19 protein-coding genes are annotated in these 18,278 nt (G+C 70.8%); 11 read left to right on the top strand and 8 right to left on the bottom strand.

Translation table 11 applies throughout. The annotated features are described in order from the left end of the window. The first annotated feature begins 114 nt into the window (after positions 1–114). Positions 115–726 carry a hypothetical protein gene (locus tag Actob_RS27595; RefSeq protein ID WP_284914746.1) on the top strand — a complete coding sequence of 204 codons (612 nt, stop codon included), beginning with the start codon at positions 115–117 and terminating at the stop codon, positions 724–726. Between the two features lie 354 nt (positions 727–1,080). Beyond that, the gene (locus Actob_RS27590; RefSeq protein ID WP_284914745.1) at positions 1,081–1,800 is read left to right on the top strand and encodes a hypothetical protein; all 720 of its coding nucleotides are present in this window, start codon (positions 1,081–1,083) and stop codon (positions 1,798–1,800) included. Between the two features lie 130 nt (positions 1,801–1,930). Here the strand turns inward: Actob_RS27590 and Actob_RS27585 are convergent, their stop codons facing one another. Continuing rightward, entirely contained in the window at positions 1,931–2,587 is a 657-nt protein-coding gene (locus Actob_RS27585) for an AbfB domain-containing protein (protein ID WP_284914744.1), read from the bottom strand. Positions 2,588–2,806: 219 nt separating this feature from the next. Between Actob_RS27585 and Actob_RS27580 the strand changes: the two genes are divergently transcribed. Beyond that, positions 2,807–4,072: a PQQ-dependent sugar dehydrogenase gene (locus tag Actob_RS27580; RefSeq protein ID WP_284914743.1), complete on the top strand. Its 1,266-nt coding sequence runs from the start codon at positions 2,807–2,809 to the stop codon at positions 4,070–4,072. A gap of 22 nt (positions 4,073–4,094) precedes the next feature. Here Actob_RS27580 and Actob_RS27575 read toward each other — a convergent pair whose 3' ends face one another. From Actob_RS27575 to Actob_RS27560, 4 genes are all read right to left on the bottom strand, one after another. Continuing rightward, complete coding sequence (locus tag Actob_RS27575) at positions 4,095–4,727, bottom strand: class I SAM-dependent methyltransferase (RefSeq protein ID WP_284914742.1); 633 nt, start codon at positions 4,725–4,727, stop codon at positions 4,095–4,097. 27 nt (positions 4,728–4,754) lie between these two features. Beyond that, on the bottom strand, positions 4,755–6,245 hold the full coding sequence (locus Actob_RS27570; RefSeq protein ID WP_284914741.1) for a glycoside hydrolase 5 family protein: 1,491 nt from the start codon (positions 6,243–6,245) through the stop codon (positions 4,755–4,757). Between the two features lie 298 nt (positions 6,246–6,543). Beyond that, positions 6,544–7,851, bottom strand: coding sequence for a radical SAM protein (locus Actob_RS27565; RefSeq protein WP_284914740.1), 1,308 nt, complete (start codon positions 7,849–7,851; stop codon positions 6,544–6,546). 120 nt (positions 7,852–7,971) lie between these two features. Then, positions 7,972–8,268, bottom strand: coding sequence for a chorismate mutase (locus tag Actob_RS27560; RefSeq protein ID WP_284914739.1), 297 nt, complete (start codon positions 8,266–8,268; stop codon positions 7,972–7,974). A gap of 91 nt (positions 8,269–8,359) precedes the next feature. On the opposite strand from Actob_RS27560, the gene Actob_RS27555 reads away from it, so the two are divergent. Further along, entirely contained in the window at positions 8,360–9,382 is a 1,023-nt protein-coding gene (locus Actob_RS27555) for a GGDEF domain-containing protein (protein WP_284914738.1), read from the top strand. A gap of 111 nt (positions 9,383–9,493) precedes the next feature. On the opposite strand, the gene Actob_RS27550 is transcribed toward Actob_RS27555, so the two are convergent. Next, entirely contained in the window at positions 9,494–10,909 is a 1,416-nt protein-coding gene (locus Actob_RS27550) for an MFS transporter (RefSeq protein WP_456319228.1), read from the bottom strand. Positions 10,910–11,104: 195 nt separating this feature from the next. Between Actob_RS27550 and Actob_RS27545 the strand changes: the two genes are divergently transcribed. From Actob_RS27545 to Actob_RS27515, 7 genes are all read left to right on the top strand, one after another. After that, the gene (locus Actob_RS27545) at positions 11,105–11,881 is read left to right on the top strand and encodes a hypothetical protein (RefSeq protein WP_284914737.1); all 777 of its coding nucleotides are present in this window, start codon (positions 11,105–11,107) and stop codon (positions 11,879–11,881) included. Continuing rightward, complete coding sequence (locus tag Actob_RS27540; protein ID WP_284914736.1) at positions 11,878–12,294, top strand: phage holin family protein; 417 nt, start codon at positions 11,878–11,880, stop codon at positions 12,292–12,294. Before Actob_RS27545 ends, Actob_RS27540 begins: the two co-directional genes overlap by 4 nt. Next, positions 12,270–12,872, top strand: coding sequence for a DUF3618 domain-containing protein (locus tag Actob_RS27535; RefSeq protein WP_284914735.1), 603 nt, complete (start codon positions 12,270–12,272; stop codon positions 12,870–12,872). The genes Actob_RS27540 and Actob_RS27535 overlap by 25 nt, the downstream gene beginning before the upstream one ends. Positions 12,873–12,942: 70 nt before the next feature. Beyond that, positions 12,943–13,359 carry a CBS domain-containing protein gene (locus Actob_RS27530; RefSeq protein ID WP_284914734.1) on the top strand — a complete coding sequence of 139 codons (417 nt, stop codon included), beginning with the start codon at positions 12,943–12,945 and terminating at the stop codon, positions 13,357–13,359. Positions 13,360–13,477: 118 nt separating this feature from the next. Beyond that, positions 13,478–13,873 (top strand): hypothetical protein, encoded by a 396-nt coding sequence (locus tag Actob_RS27525; RefSeq protein WP_284914733.1) that lies wholly within the window; start codon positions 13,478–13,480, stop codon positions 13,871–13,873. Positions 13,874–13,955: 82 nt separating this feature from the next. Next, complete coding sequence (locus Actob_RS27520; protein WP_284914732.1) at positions 13,956–14,630, top strand: DUF6766 family protein; 675 nt, start codon at positions 13,956–13,958, stop codon at positions 14,628–14,630. 286 nt (positions 14,631–14,916) lie between these two features. After that, on the top strand, positions 14,917–15,714 hold the full coding sequence (locus Actob_RS27515) for a DUF2267 domain-containing protein (RefSeq protein ID WP_284914731.1): 798 nt from the start codon (positions 14,917–14,919) through the stop codon (positions 15,712–15,714). A gap of 141 nt (positions 15,715–15,855) precedes the next feature. Here the strand turns inward: Actob_RS27515 and Actob_RS27510 are convergent, their stop codons facing one another. Both Actob_RS27510 and Actob_RS27505 read right to left on the bottom strand, forming a co-directional pair. Next, complete coding sequence (locus Actob_RS27510) at positions 15,856–16,386, bottom strand: flavin reductase family protein (protein WP_284914730.1); 531 nt, start codon at positions 16,384–16,386, stop codon at positions 15,856–15,858. Between the two features lie 802 nt (positions 16,387–17,188). Then, a complete protein-coding gene (locus Actob_RS27505; protein ID WP_284914729.1) occupies positions 17,189–18,220 on the bottom strand; it encodes a LacI family DNA-binding transcriptional regulator in 1,032 nt (343 codons plus the stop codon). Between the last annotated feature and the right edge of the window lie 58 nt (positions 18,221–18,278).

Raw genomic sequence — 18,278 nt, 5'->3', positions numbered from 1 at the left:
TGGATGAACAGCAGGTGCCGTCGGGCCGTCCCGATGCCCGCCGCCGGGGTGAGGGTGGTCACGGCGCTTCCCGGTACGCTCTGCTGGTTCACCGGACCGGGGTCAGGACAACGGATGTCAGCCAACCGCGCGGCCGTCGCGACGGCCGTCGCCCTGCTGCTCACCGGGTGCGCTGACCAGCCGGCGCGGCCGGCCGCGCCGGTCACCGCCGCCGCCTCACCGGCCACCTTCTGCGGCCTGGAGACGTCCCCGCCGCCCGGCGTCACGTTGCGCGCCGCCGACCTCGGGCCGGCCGCCGGCACCACCGTCAGCCGATTCGTGGTGCTGCCCGCCGAGCGGTGCGGTGGCGTCGCGACGCGGCCGGACCGGTGCGAGGCCTTCCCCTGGATCGCGGAGAACGGGCTGTACGCTCTCGGCGGCCGCGCCTGGCTCTCGGTCACGCTGGGCAGGGTGCGGGAGCAACTGGTGCTCTACGCGCCGGACAGTTCCTTCCCGGCCACCTACGAGCGAGCCGCCGGCGGCTGCGGGTTCGCCACGCTCACCGTGCTGAACGGGCGGCCGGTCACCATGCAACGCACCCGGGGCGGGAGCAGCGAGATCGTCTACCTGACGCCGCGTGCGGTGATCTGGCTGTCCAGCGCGGACCCGGTGATCGGGACGGCCGAGCTGGTCCGGCTCGCTAGCCTCGCCGAGGACCGCGCGCGTTCCCTGCCGTACCCGTCCTGATCTCCGGTCTTGGCGTACCGGCCGCGACCGGCTTGCCACCGTCCGCTGGCCCGCCGCGGCTCGAACCGGGCTGGGAGGTCGACCTGACGGCGGGCTGACCCGGTTGTACATCGCGCTTCCCGTCGGCGGCAGCACGCTCAGCGCGCAGTGGAACCTGCGGTAAGGCGGGGTGCCGCGTCTGGCTGATTCGCCGAAGTGGCTCCACGCGCGGGTATCGCCTGCTTAGGTTCATGGAAATCCGCGGCATGGCGCGGCCGGTTTCCACTCAGCCGAGAGGGGTGCCTTCGTGAGTCGACTGCTGTCCGAGGTCAGCACCACGACCCTGAAACCACAGCCGATTCGCCTTGTCGCCGGGTGGGCGTGCCGGGCTTCCGGACGCCGACCGGCATCTTCGACGGTGACTCGCCTACCGCATCGGGGCGGGAAATACATACGGAGCTGACGTTGGCACCCAAAATCAAACGCGCGCCGGCGGTGATCCTTGTGGCGACTGTCGCCACTGCTGCGGCGTTTGCCATCGTGGTGCGGCACCGCCAGCAGCCTCCCGGCGAGGCCGCATACGCTCCACCCGGTGACGAGTTGGACACGGCGGAAATGCAACCGTATGGCTGGTCGGGATCAAAATCGGTAGGTACGCGATTCACCGACGGGCTCAACTACCTGCGGATCTCGCCGAAGATTGCGGGACCTATCACGATTGTCTCGGTTACGCCGCTGCTGGACAACGGGACGACCCTGCGCGTCGTCGGAGTGCTGGCCAGGGTGGTGCCCGACATGCTCCCCGCGGGTCATCAGACGGGATGGTTCCAGCAGGACAACGGGTTCCCGCCGGCGAGCCATGACAACTCTGGTGGCCGCGACCCCCGTGACCTGGTGGTGCAGAACTCCCGGCACAGCGACGACGTGGCTGTCGAATTCCAGATCGGGTTCGATGTCGTCGGCAATGGTAAGACGAGCAAGAGAGGTGTCGAAGTCGTCTACCGGTACGACGGGAGGACGAGGCGCTTCGTCATTCCCAGCCACTTGTCGATCTGCGCGCCCGCCTCGGTGAAGTGCTCACCGGAGGGCGAGTGATCCAGCAACAGATCCCCAGCGGCCAGCGATGACGGGAGTGGTCCACCGGTGCCCCGGCCCTTCCCGCGGCGAGTCGAGGCCAAGGCCGGTCTTCCGCGATTCGCCGGCGAGATCCGCCGCCCCGCCGGGGTCACGGGGTCGCGGGCGAGCGAAGGCTGAAGGAGCTCTCCTCCACGAAGTCGTCGGCGTCGCCGTCCGGTTTGTCGATGTAGAGGGAGTCGTCGTCCCGCTGGTGGAGGAAGTAGTCCGGGTAGTTCTTGGACCGCAGCCGGAACGTGCCGGCGGGCTGGTCGTCCTCCGGGCAGAAGGTGGCGTCCTTGCGGAACAGGTCGGCGTCGTCCCGCTGGTCGAAACGCAGCCGGTAATCGTAGTGCCGCAGGTAGGCGCCGCTGTCGTTCCGGAAGGAGACGCACGTGTCGTCGGCGAGGCCGGGGACCACGGTCAGCGGTGCGGGTTCGTCGGACATCTCGGCGTATTCACCGTCGGTGACCAGGTAACTGTCCTCGTCGTCGGCGAGGGTGACCAGCCAGGTGCCGGTGGCGACGCCGGCGGGTGCCGTCGGGCTCGGCGACTCGGACGGCGACGGCGCGGGCGTGGTGGTCGCCGGTGCGGCGGGCGGTGATGCCGCCGCCGGGAGGTGCGCCGCCGGGTCCGAGGGCGAGCGGAACACGAAGTATCCCACCGCCGCCACCACGATGACGCCGGCGACGGCGACGAGCGCTAGCACGCCGGGGTGCAGGCGGCGGCGATCCCGGACGTCGACACCGCCGGGGCCGTAGATGGTCATCGAGTGTTCCTCCTGGTGCGGGCGCAACCGCCAAGCTTACGCGATCACCCTTCCCAGCCCGCGGAACCCGAGGTCAGCCCGCCGAACGGCGACCGGGGACGGCGGTGCGGCGCGGGCACACGGACCCGCGGTGGAGGTGGCGGCGCGGAACGGCGCGGGTGGAGGCGGCGGCGGTGCGGTGACCGGGACCGGCCGCGCTCACCGGGTAGGGTCGCGGGGGTGACGAGAGCGATGCGTGCGCTGGTGGCCGGTGTCCTGGGGTTGACCCTTGTCGCGTGTTCGTCCACAGAGGCGGAGAAACCGGCGGACCAGCCCACCGGGAAGCCGACGGAGGAACCCGTCGAGGCCGGCGGCCTGGTCGAGACCACAGTGGGCTCCGACGGGCACCGGATGAGGGTGCCGGCCGGCTGGTCGGTCTCGCTGTTCGCCCGGATCCCCGGCGCCCGGCTGCTGGCCTGGACCCCGGACCGGCGGCTGCTGGTGTCCCGGCCCAAGTTCGGTGACGTGCTGGAGCTGACCCCGGCCCCGACCGGCGGCGCCCCGGCGCAACAGACGCTGGTCGAAGGGCTGAACCAGCCGCACGGCCTGGACTTCGTCGGCGACACCCTGTACTTGGCCGAGAGCGATCAGGTCGACACTTTCCCGTACGCGGACGGCAAGGTCCTCCGCAAGAAGGTGGTCGTCGCCGGCCTGCCCGATGCGAAGAGCCCCGAGCTCGGCGGCGCCTACGCGCACGCGCTCAAGAGCGTCGCTGTCGGGCCGGACGGGTCCATCTACGTCTCGGTCGGCTCGACCGGCAACGTCTCGGTGGAGGACCGGGACGCCAGGCCGGAGCGCGCCACCATCCTGAAGGCGCCGCCCGGTGGCGGCACGCCGGTCACCTTCGCCCACGGCGTGCGCAACGGCACCGGGCTGGCGATCGCCCCGGACGGCGCCGTCTGGACCGCTGTCAACAACCGGGACAACATCGCCGATCCGGCCGACGGCAAGGTCAAGACCAAGTACGTGAACGATCACCCGGTGGAGCCGCTGGCGAGACTGACCCAGGGACGGGATCTGGGGTGGCCGTTCTGCAACCCGGACACCGACCTGGCGTTCGACCGGGACGTCCAGCTCAACGCGGATGGCAAGCGGCTGGACTGCGCTTCGTTGCCGCCGGTGGAGCAGGCGATGGGTGCGCACTCGGCCCCGCTCGGGCTGAGCTTCGCGACCGAGCCGGGGCTGCCGGCGCCCTATGGCAAAGGCGCCCTCGTCGGCATTCACGGCTCGTGGAACCGCAAGCCGCCGCGGGCGCCCGAGGTGTCGTTCTTCGCCTGGAAGGACGGGGGGCTCGGACCGCAGCAGACGCTGCTGTCCGGTTTCCAGGACGAGAACGGCAACCGCTGGGGCCGCCCGGTGATGGCGGTGCAGGGCCCCGACCAGGCCATCTACGTCAGTGACGACCTGGCCGGCGCCATCTACCGAGTTTCCTGGCCGGCCACCTGAACGGCGCCGCCCGAACAGGCGGCTACCCGTTCCGCTGGACCAGTAGGTATCCGGCCGGGACCGGTTCGAACGGCCGGCTGCCCAGGAAGACCTTGGTGAAGCCCGCCGCCGTGAACCGTTCCGCCATCTCCCGAGCGGACAGCCAGTAGGTGTCGAACTCGACCCCGGTGCCGGTGGCGCGCCCGCCGCGCCGCCGGGTGCCGTCACCGTCCTTGAACGCGGTGACCAGGAACCCGCCGGGCTTGACCACCCTGGCCAGCTCGCTGAACGCGGCCTCCCGCGCCTCCGGGGCCAGAAAGATCAGCGAGTACCAGCAGACGGCGCCGTCCAGCGAGGCGTCCGGAAAGGGCAGGTCACGCAGGTCGGCCACCTCGCTGGGGAACTCCGGGTGATCCCGCCGGGCCGTTTCGATCATGCCGGGGGAGAGGTCGACCCCGCGCGGCGTCAGGCCGCGATCCCGCAGGTAGGGCAGGAGACGACCGGTCCCGCAGCCGATGTCGGCGACGTCCTTCCCGCCGGCCAGAGTCAGCTCGCTGAACAGGTCGAGCATCGAGCGTTCGATCGGATCGCCCGCGAGCTGCCCGTCCAGATACGTCACGTAGAAGTCGGCGAGTGCGTCGTGCGCGTCCCGCAGTTCGTCCGTCTTGGCATCCACTGACGCACCCTAAGCGGCCGGGGGAGATCAGGAGATCGCGACGTCGTCGAAGTAGACGGTGCCGGTGTTGTCGGCGTTCTTCAGGTGCAGCTGGACCGCTGCCGCACCCGCCGGCGCCACGGTGTCCACCACCAGCTTCGTCCAGGTGGTGTTCCCGACCGGCAGCCGGTTCGAGGTGCTCTCGCTGATCCACTTGCCGGTCGCGTCGAACCAGCTCAGCGAGATCTCGGTGATCCCGGTCGCGTTGAAGCCGCGGGCGAACGCCTCGGCGCGCCACTTGTAGCCCGGCTGCACCGGGGTGATCGGCGCGACGCGCATCGAGGGCAGGCCCGCGCTGGTCCGGGTGGTGCCGGAGAACTTGAGGGAGCGGGCGCCGAGGCGCGGCATCTCGCTGGTGACCACGCCGGCGCCGGCCTGCGGCAGGTTCTGCTTCCACGGCGAGTCGATGTCGGCGGCCTCGAAGCCGAGGTTGAGGAAGGTGTTCGGCACGGTGCCGGTCGTCCAGGCGGTGCGGACCACGGAGGCGGCGAGCTTGGCCGACCCGTCGGCGCGGTACAGGCCGAAGGTGTACTGCGCCGGGATCGTCGAGACGGTCGAGTTCGACGGGATGGCGCCGGCCGAGAAGTCGTTGAGCGTCCACGGGGCGACCGAGCCGACGCCCGCCTCGGTCGCCGCGCGGAACACCCGGGCCAGGTACAGCGCCTGCTCGCCCTCGCTGGTGGCGCCGCTGCTGATGCCGGTCTCGCCGATCACGATCGGGGCCGGGGAGACCGCCGCCTGCGCCTTGCGGATCTCGGCGAGCGAGCGCTCCGAGTTGCCGTAGAAGTGGAAGTCGTAGTAGTCGAGCGGGGTGCTGACCAGCGCGGCCTTGATGCTGGCCATGCCGGTGGCGCCGGTGCCGCCGTCGACCGAGAGGGTCAGCGGCATGGCCGGGGCGGCGGCCCGGACGGCCGGGATGACCTGGCGGACCCAGGCGATCGCGTCGGCGTCGGACGGCTGGAACTCGTTCTTCAGCTCGACCGCGAGGACGCGCGGGTCGTCCTTGTAGGGGTCCAGGATCGCCTTCGCCCAGCCGATGCTGCGGGCCGCGTCGCTGTAGCCCGCCCACCAGTCGAAGAGGGTGATCTTGACAGTCATGCCGTGGGACTCGGCGATGCTGATGAACTTGCGCAGCTTCTCGGTGTACTCGACCTGCGGCGCCGGGTAACCGAAGGTGTCCGGGAAGACGATGACCCGCACGTTGTCGGCACCGAGCGTGGCGGCCGTCGCCAGGTCCGCGTCGATGGCGACCGGGTCGAAGCCGGTCCACATGGCCGACCAGCCGGCGTCCGACGGGTAGTAGTTGATGGTCTTGGCGACCTTCACCGCGGCCAGCCGGCTGGCCAGGGTGGGGGCGACGGTCGTGACCGTTGTCGCGTCGGCGGCCCGCGCCGGGGAGGCCGCGAGCACCGAGCCGAACAGCAGCGAGGAAGCGAGAATCGTGGAGGCCAGGGCCGTCGCGCGGTTCCGGATGCTCATGAGGTGCCTCTCGCCAGGTTGCTTCTCGGGGACGCCCGCTTCGATCGGCGGGTTTCGCCCGGGTTGCAGGGCTTGGCTGAGGGCAGCAGGGTTGCGGATCAGGAGCGTGGTTCCGGCGGAACCGGACATCCGGCGCGCGATTTCGCCGCCGGGTTGCGGCCGGGTTGCGACCGCCTGCGGATTCCGTACGGCGGTTGGCGCGCGGTTGCCGGCCGGTTGCGACAGTCCACAGAGCTTTCCGGTACGCGAACGGGGTGGCCACCCGTGCGGGCGGCCACCCCGGAAGGCGTGGTCGGGCTCAGTCCTCGGCGGGCAGGCTGTCCATGAACGAGCTGACCGAGAAGACCGCTCGCCCGGCGCCGGCCGGACCGTACCCCGGCGGGCTGGTCAGGCCGTTGGCCTCCATGGTCGCCCGGTACGCCTCCAGCAGCCGGATGTGGTACTCCAGCGGCGCGCCGTTCGGGTTGGTCTTGCCCAGCGGCGTGGTCGGCTCCGGGCACCAGGTGGTGAAGCGTGGCGTGATGCCCCGGGACATGAAGTACTCCAGGCCCTCGGTGGTCGAGTCGATCGCCTCGTCGACGCTGGTGAAGCCGAACGGCTCGGCCATCTCGATGCCGGCCACGAAGTTGGGGATCACGTTGCGCGGGCCGAACACCTCGGCGGAGTCGAGGATGCGCCGGTGCCACTCCTCGCGGCCGACATAGCGCTCCTTGCCCGGGCAGTACAGCTCGAAGAGCCGCTTGTCCCACACCTCGTAGTTCGGGTGGTAGATCTGGATCCCGTAGTCCTTGAAGCGCTGCACGTCCGCTTTCGGGAGTGCCTGCGCGACCACCTTGCCGATCCAGCGGCCGGGGAACCGCTCCTCGATGGCCTGCGCGTACTGCCCGTAGAAGTCCGCCTCGGTCTTGCCGCCCACCTGGGAGGTGACACTGCCACCGGTCAGCGTGTAGGCGTGCGACGTCTTGAGCGTGTCGTGCTCGTCGATGATCGCGAGCGCCTCGAGCACCTCGTCCACCGGCTTCACCCCGGTGTAGGGCCGCCCGGCCGCCTTGTGCTGCCGCCAGTTGTGGTTGATGTCGCAGTACTGGCACTCCTCCTTGGCGCCGAAGTACTGACACACCCGGAAGACGGTCAGGTAGACGAGGTAGCCCCACTGGATCGTCGGCGCCACCTCCATCACCTGCTTGCCGTTGGCGAGGGTGTGCCGGTAGTAGTCGGGCATCGGCGGGAGGCCCACCTCGGCGATCGGCCGGTCGTCCAGGAAGAGCTTCAGCCGCCCGTCGGCGTCCGGCTTGACCCGGTACGGCGACGACGGGTTCGTCCGCACCGAGACCACGGTGCGACGCAGATCATAGGGCCCGCCGGTGAGCACGATCTCCTCCGGCGGCCGCCGCAGCGCCGCCTCACCCAGCTCAGGCAGCGTCCGGTGATCGAACGAGAAGATGAAGTACGACTTCGGCTTGACGTCCCCGTTCTCGTTGTCGGTCAGCGCCGCGTCGTCGAACGCCAGGCCACCACGCAGCAGATCCTCCTTGATCACCGCTTCCCGCGGAACATGCGGGAAACGGCTCATCAAGTCCTCGATGAGGTCGGTCCTGCGCTGCATCTTTCCTCCTGCTGGTCGGTACCCCGCCAGGCTATGCCGGGCTCGATCCCGCTGCCCATCGGGTGTGACCAACCAGCCCGCGGCCCCCTCCCGCGCGGGTCGGACGCGGCCGTCCGATCGTCAGGGGCGCCGGTCGGCGCGATGCTGGGCCAGCTCCAGGTCGACGAACGCCCCGATCATCGCCCGGTAGACCCGCTCGACCACCTCCGGTGAGGCCCCGGACTCCGCGGCCAGCCCGCGCACCTTGGCGATCACTTCCTCGACGCGCCCCGGAGCCCGCACCGCCTGCTCGTCCCGCTTCAACGCCCCGGCCCGCCGCACCAGCACCTCCCGTGCCGCCAGCAGCCGGACCAGCTCCCCGTCGATCGCGTCGATCTCCCGCCGCACCCCGGCCAGCGGGGACTCCCCAGCACTCATCTCCCCACCCTACGGACGGCGTGGTCCTGCTTGATTCGGCCTGGACGGTGCCGATAGGACCCGTATGCCTCAGCACCGGGTAGCGGATCGGGTGAAACGAGCGTGGCGGTCGATCGGCCTCACCGACGACGTGCTGCCCGCTGTCGTCAGCGGATACACCGTGAGCATGCTGTTCCTGCTCTGTGGGCTCTACACCTTCATCACCGTGCTGTTCCCGACGCCCCCGCAGTTCCGGCCCGGGCTCGTCATGCTCGTGGCGGTGGCCGCCGTTGCCTTCGGGCTGATCGGGATGCGGCTGCCGTGGGCCCGGATACCCGACGGGGCGCGGCTGGCCATCGCCCCGGGTGCGATGGCGCTCATCGCGCTGCACAACATCACCGCGGGCATGGACGCCTTCCGGTACGGGATGTTCTTCTTCGTGGTGTTCATCTGGCTCGGCCTGTGCGAACCGCGCGGCACCAGCCTCAAGATGGCCCCGTTCCTGCTGGTCGCCTACATCGCGCCGTTGCTCGCCGACGGCGCCTCCTCCTCCGACCTGGCCTCGATCAGCTACACGATTCCGCTGTACCTGACCGTCGGTGAGGTGCTCGCCTGGCGTAGCGCCCGGCTGCACGCGCTGAAGGACCGGCTGCAGTACCTCGCCGAGCACGATTCCCTCACCGGCCTGCCGAACCGGGCGATGTTCACCGCCCGGCTGGAAGCGTCGAGTGGCCGGGCCTCCGAGACCGCCGTGATCTTCCTGGACCTCGACGGCTTCAAGCGGATCAACGACCGGCTGGGCCACGCGGCCGGCGACGAGGTGCTGGTGAACGTCGCCGGGGCGCTGCGCGAGGCGGCCCGGCCCGGCGACCTGCCCTGCCGCCTGGCCGGCGACGAGTTCGTCATCCTGCTCGTCGACACGGACCTCGGCACCGCCGAGGGCGTCGCCCAGCGCCTGCTGGACCGGATGGCACTGTTGCGGGCTCCGGACGGCACGCCGATCAGGGGCAGCGTGGGTATCGCCTGCAGCTCGGCGGTGAATTGCCACGGCATCGTCGCGGCGGCGGACGAGGCGATGTACCAGGCCAAGAACACGCGCTCCGGCACGGTGGCCGTCACCGTGCCCGCCGCCTGACGGATCACCACCCGGCGACGCCGTGGCTCAGGGGTAGCCGGCCGCGGCCTCGCGCCGACAGTCCTGCGGGCTCCGCCCGCGCTCCCGCTTGAACGCGGCGCTCAGCGCGATTCATACGCGAGCGTCCACGCGGGAGGCCCGCACGTCGGCCAGCGCCGCGATCAACGCCGCCGCCACGAAGGCGATCGTCACCGCGAGCGACGTACGGAACGCCAGCCCCCAGTCCCCCTGGTGGTGGGCGAGCCGGTTGAAGAACACCGCGCCCACCCCGGCGATCCCGACGGCGGTGCCGATCCGCTGCCCGGTCTGCAGCACCGCCGCCGCGCTGCCGGCCCGCCGCACCGGCACCTCGGACAACGTGATCGTCTGGTTCGGACTGATCACCAGGCCGCTGCCCAGACCGGCGATCAGCAGCGGGAAGACGGTGGCCCAGCCGGCCGCGGAACCGGTCACCACCTGCAGCGCCACGATCGTGCCGGCCAGACCGGCGGCGACCGTGGCCAGGCCGGCGACCACCAGCGTACGGCCGATCTGGCCCACCTTGCGCCCGCCCAGCGCGGAGGTCACCGCCGACCCGAGCGCGAACGGCGTGATGGCCAGCCCGGCCTGCAGCGCGGAGTAGTGCAGCCCGTTCTGCAAAAACAGCGTGTAGGTGAAGAAGATCGAGGTGAAGCCGCCGAAGTAGAGCACCCCGACCAGGGTGCCGAGCGAGTACGACCGGACCCGGAACAGCTCCAGGTCGATCACCGACGTGGCGTGCCGGCTGAACCGCCGCTCCCAGGCCCAGAACCCGGCCAGCACCGCGATGGCGGGCACCAGCAGCAGCCACTTGCCCGAGCCGCTCCACTCCCGTTCCTGCACCAGCGGCAACAGCAGCAGGAACACGCCGATCCCGAGCAGCACCACGCCGACCGGGTCCAGCGTCTCGCGTTCCTTGCGCGCCCGGGCCGGGATCCAGCGGGTGGCCAGCGCGATGGCGACCAGGCCGATCGGCACGTTGATGTAGAAGATCCACCGCCAGCCGTCGGCCGTCCCGAACACCTGGATGAGGAGGCCACCCAGCAGGGGGCCGATCGCCGTGGACACCCCGATCGTGGCGCCCAGCAGCCCGAACGGCTTGCCCCGCTCAGCCGGCTCGAACAGCTCCTGGATCAGGCCGGAGACCTGCGGGTTGACGATGCCACCGGCGGCGCCCTGCACCAGCCGGGCGATCACCAGCCAGAGCGCGCTGGTGGCCAGCCCGGCGGCGGCGCTGGCCAGGGTGAACAGGGCGACGCCGAGGATGAACACGTTGCGGCGGCCGCGGGCGTCGCCGTACCGGCCGGCCGGGACCAGCAGGAGGCCGAAGGTGAGGGCGTACCCGGAGAGCACCCACTGCAGCTCGCCGGAGCCCAGGTTCAGGTCGGCGCGGATCGACGGCAGCGCCACGTTCACGATGCTGATGTCGAGCAGGGTCATGAAGCCGGCCACCAGCGCGACGCTCATCGCGTGCCAGCGGTTGCCCGGTGCGGAATCGGTGGTCACCACGCGCCTGTTCCCTCGGACGTGCGCGCTTAGACATGAGTCTTGCTCGATGGCGCCGGGTGGCGCCGGCGGCGCAATTCTTGCAACGAAAGAACGTGGATACCCGACGATTTCCAGATCATGCCCCAGAAATAGCTGGATTTACTTTCCGGTAGATGGGCATCTGGTTTGGCGAATGACCCGTTTACAGGAGGCGACATGAGCCAGATACCGACCGGCGCCTATGCGCCGGATGATTCCTCCGGTGACAAGTCGGCGCAGGCCAAGCACGTCGCCGTGGAAGGAAAGCAGGCGGCCGGCCAGGCCGTGTCCGAAGTGAAGGACACCGCGGCCGAGCAGGTGCGGCGTGTCGGCCACGAGGCCGGGGCGCAGGCCCGCAACGTCGCCGGCGAGCTGCGCGACAAGCTCAGCGAGCAGGCCCGGGCCCAGAACGACCGGCTGGTCGGCACCATCCGGGAGACCGCCGACCACCTCGACGAGATGCGTGGCGACCGCTCCGGCAGCCCGGCCGCGACCGTGGTGTCCCGGGTCGCCGACGGTGGCCGGCAGCTGGCCGACTACCTCGACCACCACGGGCCCGAGGGCGTCCTCGCCGAGGTGCAGGACTTCGCCCGGCGCCGCCCCGGCGCGTTCCTGGCGACGGCGCTCGCGGCCGGCTTCGTGGTCGGCCGGCTCGGCAAGAGCGTGGCCAAGGCCGACTCGGGACCGGCGAGCGGGATCGACCGCAAGCCGCTCTCGGACAGCTACAGCACGGCGACCCCGGCGGTGCCGCCGGCCGGCGACTACGCCACCACGACCGGCGCCGGCGCCGACTACGCGCCGACCGGCAACGAGTACGCGTCCACCGGCACCGGCTACACGCCGACCGGCACTGACTACCCGGCGACCGGCACCGAGTACGCCTCGACCGGCACCGGAACCCCTGTCGTGCTGCCCGAGGAGTACCCGCTCGGCACCCGGGAGCCGCGGCCGTGACCACCCCAGTCCCCCCGGACCACTCGGATCGGGTCGCGCAGACGTCGATCGGTGAGCTGATCGGCAACATCAGCGACGACCTGTCGCAACTGTTCCGCCAGGAGGTCGAACTCGCCAAGGCGGAGCTCAAGCAGGAGGCCACCAAGGCCGGCAAAGCGGCCGGCATGCTCGGCGGTGCCGGATTCGCCGGCTACCTGGCCGTGCTGCTGCTCAGCCTCGCGGCGGTGTTCGGGCTGGACGCCGTCATGCCGGCCGGCTGGGCCGCCCTCATCGTCGCCGCGATCTGGGCGGTCGTCGCGGCCGTCCTCTACGTGACCGGCAAGAACCGTCTCAAGACCGTGGACCCGATGCCGCGGCGCACCGTCGACACCCTCAAGGAGGACGCGCAATGGCTGAAGAACCCGACCGGCTGAGGCAGGACATCGAGCAGACCCGCGCGTCGCTGACCCGGGACGTCGACCTGCTCGCCGAGAAGACCAGCCCGACCAGGGTCGCGAAGCGGCGGTGGACCACGGTGAAGGAGAAGGTCATGGGTAGCGCTTCCCAGGTGGGTGACTCCACCTCGTCAGCGGTGAGCACGGTGCAGGACAAGGCGTCCCGGTTGAGCGACGTGGCCGGCGAGAAGGCGCACGAGGCGGTCGGCACGGTGCGCGAAGCGCCCCGGGCGGTCGCCCAGCAGACCCAGGGCAACCCCCTCGCCGCCGGCGTGATCGCGTTCGGCGTCGGGCTGCTCGCCGCCGGGCTGATCCCGGTCACCGAGGCCGAGCGCCGCGCCGGGCAGCAGCTCAAGGAGAACAGCGGTGGCCTCACCGACCAGGTCAAGGACCTGGCCAGCGAGGTGAAGGACGAGCTGACCGGCACCGTCCAGCACGCCGCCGAGCAGGTCAAGGGCACCGCGCAGGAGGCGGTCCAGACCACCAAGGAGCAGGCGCGCGACTCCGCCCAGCACGCCACCGAGCACACCCGGCAGGCCGCCCGCGACGGCTCCTGACGGGCCGGCTGATCGGGTCGGTGCCGAGTATCCGAAACCATATCCGTGCCACTGAACCAGAGGAGGAGAAATGCCCACCGCACGTGAGATCATGACTCCTGGCGCGGTCTGTGTGAGCGAGCGCGAGACATTGGCCGACGCCGCGCGGAAAATGGCCGATTTGGATGTCGGTTCATTGCCGATCTGCGGCGACGACAATCGCCTCAAGGGCGTTGTCACGGACCGCGACATCGTGGTGAAAGCGATCGCCAAGGGCCGCAACCCGGCCGACATCCCGGCCGGCGAGCTGGCGGAGGGCAAGCCGGTCACCATCGGAGCCGACGACGACGCCGCGGAGATCCTGCGCACCATGGGCCAGCACCAGGTGCGCCGGCTTCCGGTCATCGACGGCCACGACCTGGTCGGCATGGTAGCCCTGGCCGACGTGGCCCGGGCCCTGCCGGACCGCCCGGTCGGCGACCTGATGGACGCCATCTCCAAGAGTTGACGCGCGTCATCTCCGGCAGCTGACACACCCGACGGCGCCGGATCAGTCCCGCACACGCGAGGCTGGTCCGGCGCCGTCGTGCGATTGAGAATGGTCGTTTCCGGGCATGCAGCGCACCATGAAACGGACCTTGATCATCGCCGCCGCGCTCCTGCCGCTGGCGGCCTGCGGGTCAGTCGGGGACCGTGAGGAGGCGGCATCCGCCGTGGCGACCCGCTTGCTCGCCGCCGCCGCCAGCCAGGACGGCGTGCGGGCCTGTGCCACCCTCGCCCCGGACACCACCGCGGAGCTGGAGGAGTCGGCCGGCAAGCCGTGTCCGGAAGCGATCCTCGACGAAGACCTGCCCGAGCCGGGCAGGCTGATCGGCACCGCCGTTTACGGCCAGTGGGCTCAGGTACGGCTCGCCGACGACACCCTGTTCCTGGCGGTCTTCCGCGACGGCTGGCGGGTGGTGGCGGCCGGCTGCACCCCGCGCGGCGACCGGCCCTACGACTGCACGCTGCAGGGGAGCTGACCATGCGCGCCCTTTTCGTCCTTCTCCTGCTGGTCGTCGCGGCCGGCCTGATCTACTTCACCGCTCTGGGGGTGCTGCAGCGATGAGACAGTTCCTGCGGCAGAACTCGCTCGGCCTGGTCTTCGGCCTGCTGTTCCTGATCGTGCTGGTCGGCCAGGCGTTCGCCGGGCACGCCGACTTCAACCAGCAGCAGCTCACCGAGGGCCTGCCGCCGGTCAGCCTGGGCCGTTACCTCACCTCGGCCAGCTTCGGCGTCGACGTCCTGGAGAACTGGCAGTCCGAATACCTGCAGTTCTTCCTGTACATCTGGTTCACCGTCTGGCTTCTGCAGAAGGGGTCCCCGGAGTCCAAGGAACTCGACAAGCCGGGCCGGGAAACCGAGCGCGAACAGAAGATCGGTGCGTTCGCGGACGCCGACTCACCGAAGTGGGCCCGGGCCCGCGGCCTGCGCCTGTGGCTGTTCTCCAACTCGCTCGGCCTGGTGATGGGACTGATCTTCGTGCTCTCCTGGGCCGGCCAGTCGATCGCCGGCCGCGCCGCGTTCAACGAGGAGCAGCTCGGCAACCTGGCGGACCCGGTCAGCTGGACGGACTATCTGGCCAGCCCGGACTTCTGGAACCGCACCCTGCAGAACTGGCAGTCCGAGCTCCTGGCCGTCGCCTCCATGGCCATCCTCGCCATCTACCTGCGCCAGCGCGGCTCCTCCCAGTCCAAGCCGGTCGGCGCCGCCCACACGGCCACCGGCATCGAAGGCTGAATCCACCATCAAGACCAGTTTTCGGTACGCCCGGAGCGGTCCCGCCGCGGCCGTCGTCGAGCGGCCACCCGCCCCGGCCGCGGCGCGAGTGGTGCGGCCGGCGGCCTGGTGGCGGCTGCTCCGGGCGTACCGAAAAATGCTCTGACCTTAACCCGGGCGGATCGTGCGCCTGATCTGTCCTGGCTGATCGGTTAACTAGCTGACAGTCCCGTTTGGATCGGATCCTGCCGGGTAGACAGGGCGCCCCCGGCACGGGCGCGCCGTGCGGGACACAGGGAGGCGCCAGATGACCAACGACGATCTCCTCACCCGGATCCAGCAGAACGGGCGCCTGCACGGGCGCAACGAGAGTCGCCGGGTCGTCACGACCGTGCTCGGCGTGCTGAGTGAGCTGCTCCCGGCGCCGGCCTACCGCCGGCTCACCGCGGCGCTGCCGGAGGAGTTGCGCGAACGACTGCCGCATCCGGAGCCCGGCCGGATCGTCGAGATCCTCGACGTCCGCCGATTCCTGGCCCGGATCGCCGAGCGGCTCTACGCGGACAGCACGGACGCCGCCTTCCTGGTCCGTGTCGTACTGGCCGAGCTCAACACCGCCGACCGCGGCATCCGCCCGGCCCAGCTCGCCCACCTGGTCCCGACCGACCTGCGCCCGCTGTTCCGTTCCCGTCCCGCCGAGCCCTGGTTCGCCCCGGCCACCCAGCCCTGGTCGGTCCCCGCCACCCACACCTGGCCCGCGACCGCCGCCCACCCCCAGCCCGTCCCCGCCCACCCCGGACCCGCCGCCGTGCTGCCGCCTCCCGCCGCCGTGCTGCCGCCTCCCGCTCCCGTGCTGCCTGTTCCTGCTGCGGTGCTGCCGGCTCCTGCTGCGGTGCTGCCGACTCCCGCTGCCGTTCAGCCTCAGCCCGCTGCCGCGCAGTTGCAGCCGGTTGCCGTCCAGCCTCAGCCCGCTGCGGTGTTGCCTCAACCTGTTGCCGCGCAGTTGCAGCCGGTTGCCGTTCAGCCTCAGCCCGCCGCTGTGCTGGCTCAGCCCGTTGCCGCGCAGCTCCAGCCCGTTGCCGCGCAGCCTCAGCCTGTCCTCGTCTAGGACCGGGCTGCCAAGCGCCTGACGGCCTGGTCCGCTTGGACCCAGGCCGGCGTCGGTCGTGGTTCCGGCTGGTCGTCAGGGTTGTCTCAACGGCGTTGAGACAACCCTGACGACCAGCCAAAGGGCTCGGGGCGAGCGGGGTCAGCCGGCGGCGACGCGGCCGAACGCGGATCTGTGGAACACCAGTGGGGACTGCAGGCTCTCCCGCTCCACCGGGTGGTCGACGGCGTGCAGGCTCAGCAGCACGATGGTGTGGTCGCCGGCCTCCACCTCGCGGTAGATCGTGGTGTCGAACCGGGCCAGCCCGTCGTCGATGGTCACCGCGCCGTCGTCGCTCACCGACACGGGCACGCCGTCGAACCGGTGCTCCACCGTGCCGGCGAGCTGCCGGCAGATCTGGTCGTGGTGCGCGGCCAGCACGGTCACCCCGAGATGGTCCGCACGGCGCAGGTCCGGCCAGGTCTTCGAGGTGTTCGCGATGGAGAACGACACCAGCGGGGGATCGATGCTCACCGACGTGAAGGAGCTGGCCGCGAGCCCGACGAGCCGCCCGTCGACAGCTGCCGCGACGGCCACGACCCCGCTGGGAAAGACGCCGAACGCCTGCCGCAGCCGGATCGGATCCAGGTCCTGGTTGGTGGCGAACGTCGCGGGCGTCTGCGAGATGGTCATGCGCGGTTCCTTACCGTCGGGCGTGCGCTTGAAGGCTAAACAGTCAGGTCAGGCGGCCACGAAGACGGGCGGAACAAGCGCTGGCCTGCCCGTCTCTCCCGACAACCACCCCTAATCTATATCGACCCTATAGGTTTTAGAAAGTATCTGTGACGTCACAGTCCGCAGGCCGGGAAGTCCTCGCCGCCACCTACCCTCCCGTATGCATCCCACTCCAGGCCCGCCCGGTCCGCCCGGACTCACAACCGCTGCTTTCCGGTACGCGGGCCGCCGGCATCCGCGCGGCCCGCTTCGGGTTACGACCGCTGCTTTCCGGTACGCGGGCCGCTAGCATCCGCCCGGTCCGCCTCGGGTCGCGACCGCGCCGCTCCGGCACGCGGGCCGTCCTCGTCGGTGAGCCTCGTGGCGGCCGCAGGTCGCGGCCTTGGGGCGCGTTGCGGACCGGAAACGAGGCGGGATTCGCGTGGGTTTGCGGAACCACCCGCGGACAACGAAGAGGGCGGCGATCGCTTTGGACGCGCAGCGGCCAGATCGCCGCCCTCGGCCCGCGCGGGAGCATGCGATCCGCACCCCAGCGGACCTGCGTAAAGAAAGAATTTGATCTTCGGGGTGCCCGTGCCCAACAAGGTGCCCGTGCCCGACAAGAGTGCTCGTGCCCGACAAGGGGGCCGTGCCGACAAGGCGGTGCCGGTGCCCGACGAGGGAGCACGCCTGACGAGGGGAGCCATCCCTGATAACGGTGTGGGCGTGTTCGACGAGTGGACCGTTGCGAATGGCGGCCGCGGAGAGCGGTCGTGAGAGGTCAGGCGGACTGGCGGACCACCAGGGACGGCTCGTAGATCACCGAGCTGACCCGGGACGACGGTTCCTCGATGCGGGTGAGCAGGAGTTTCGCGGCTTCGGCGGCCATGTCCTCCAGCGGGTGCCGGACCGTGGTGAGGGCCGGGCGGGCCGCGAGGGCCGCGCTGCTGTCGTCGAAGCCCACCACCGCGACGTCCTCCGGCGCGCGCTTTCCGGCGTCGCGCAGGACGAGGAGGGCGCCGAGGGCCATCAGGTCGTTGGCCACGAAGACGCCGTCGAGCTGGGGGTGGGCGCCGAGCAGCGCGCGCATCGCCTGCTCACCGCTCTCCTGGGTGAAGTTGCCGCTGACCGTGGGGACCCAGGCGTGCCCGTGCCGGGCGAGCGCGCGCCGGAAACCGGTGATCCGGTCCTGGCTGGCCGGCACGTCGGCGGGGCCGGAGATCATGCCGATCCGCTGGCAGCCGCGGGCGACCAGGCGGTCCGCGGCGAGCGCGGCGCCGGTCTCGTTGGCCAGGTCGACGTAGCTGATCGGGACCGGCTCGGCCGGCCGGCCGATCAGTACGGCCGGGATGCCGGCCTCGGCGAGCAGGCCGGGCAACCGGTCGCGGGCCGGCAACGAGAGCACCACGGCGCCGTCGGCCTGACCGTTGCGCAGGTCGCCGACCAGGCGTTTGTGGCCGTCGGCGCCGACCATCTGCAGAGCCAGCTGGGTGGTGGACGGGCGCAGCACGCTCATCAGGCCGCCGACGATCCGGCCGAAGTAGGGGTCGGCGAAGAACCGGCTCATGAACGGGTCGTCGTCGTGCGTCTCGGAGTCGGAGACGACCAGGGCCACCGTGCCGGTGCGGCGGGTGACCAGCGAGCGGGCCATCCGGTTGGGCACGTAACCGGTCTGCTCGACGGCGCTCCAGACCAGCTCGTGCAGTTGCGGGTCGACGTTGCGGATGCCGTTGACGACACGGGAGACGGTGGCCCGCGAGACACCCGCCACGCGGGCTACGTCCTCGAGCGTGGGTAGCCGCTGGCTCTGCATGCGGTGTTTATAGCACGTGGAGGAGAGCGCTTTCCGTCCGTGGCGTGCGATGGGTGGT

Origin of the sequence: Actinoplanes oblitus (assembly GCF_030252345.1) — a bacterium.
GTDB classification, from domain to species: domain Bacteria; phylum Actinomycetota; class Actinomycetes; order Mycobacteriales; family Micromonosporaceae; genus Actinoplanes; species Actinoplanes oblitus.
The sequence above is the reverse complement of the archived record's forward strand: the minus strand, read 5'-3'. Positions and strand labels throughout refer to the sequence as shown.

Coding starts and splice junctions, on each gene's coding strand:
- Actob_RS27595 (WP_284914746.1), top strand. CDS start 115: ATGTCAGCCAACCGCGCGGCCGTCGCGACGGCCGTCGCCCTGCTGCTC.
- Actob_RS27585 (WP_284914744.1), bottom strand. CDS start 2,587: ATGACCATCTACGGCCCCGGCGGTGTCGACGTCCGGGATCGCCGCCGC.
- Actob_RS27570 (WP_284914741.1), bottom strand. CDS start 6,245: ATGAGCATCCGGAACCGCGCGACGGCCCTGGCCTCCACGATTCTCGCT.
- Actob_RS27565 (WP_284914740.1), bottom strand. CDS start 7,851: ATGCAGCGCAGGACCGACCTCATCGAGGACTTGATGAGCCGTTTCCCG.
- Actob_RS27560 (WP_284914739.1), bottom strand. CDS start 8,268: ATGAGTGCTGGGGAGTCCCCGCTGGCCGGGGTGCGGCGGGAGATCGAC.
- Actob_RS27545 (WP_284914737.1), top strand. CDS start 11,105: ATGAGCCAGATACCGACCGGCGCCTATGCGCCGGATGATTCCTCCGGT.
- Actob_RS27535 (WP_284914735.1), top strand. CDS start 12,270: ATGGCTGAAGAACCCGACCGGCTGAGGCAGGACATCGAGCAGACCCGC.
- Actob_RS27530 (WP_284914734.1), top strand. CDS start 12,943: ATGCCCACCGCACGTGAGATCATGACTCCTGGCGCGGTCTGTGTGAGC.
- Actob_RS27525 (WP_284914733.1), top strand. CDS start 13,478: ATGAAACGGACCTTGATCATCGCCGCCGCGCTCCTGCCGCTGGCGGCC.
- Actob_RS27520 (WP_284914732.1), top strand. CDS start 13,956: ATGAGACAGTTCCTGCGGCAGAACTCGCTCGGCCTGGTCTTCGGCCTG.
- Actob_RS27515 (WP_284914731.1), top strand. CDS start 14,917: ATGACCAACGACGATCTCCTCACCCGGATCCAGCAGAACGGGCGCCTG.
- Actob_RS27510 (WP_284914730.1), bottom strand. CDS start 16,386: ATGACCATCTCGCAGACGCCCGCGACGTTCGCCACCAACCAGGACCTG.
- Actob_RS27505 (WP_284914729.1), bottom strand. CDS start 18,220: ATGCAGAGCCAGCGGCTACCCACGCTCGAGGACGTAGCCCGCGTGGCG.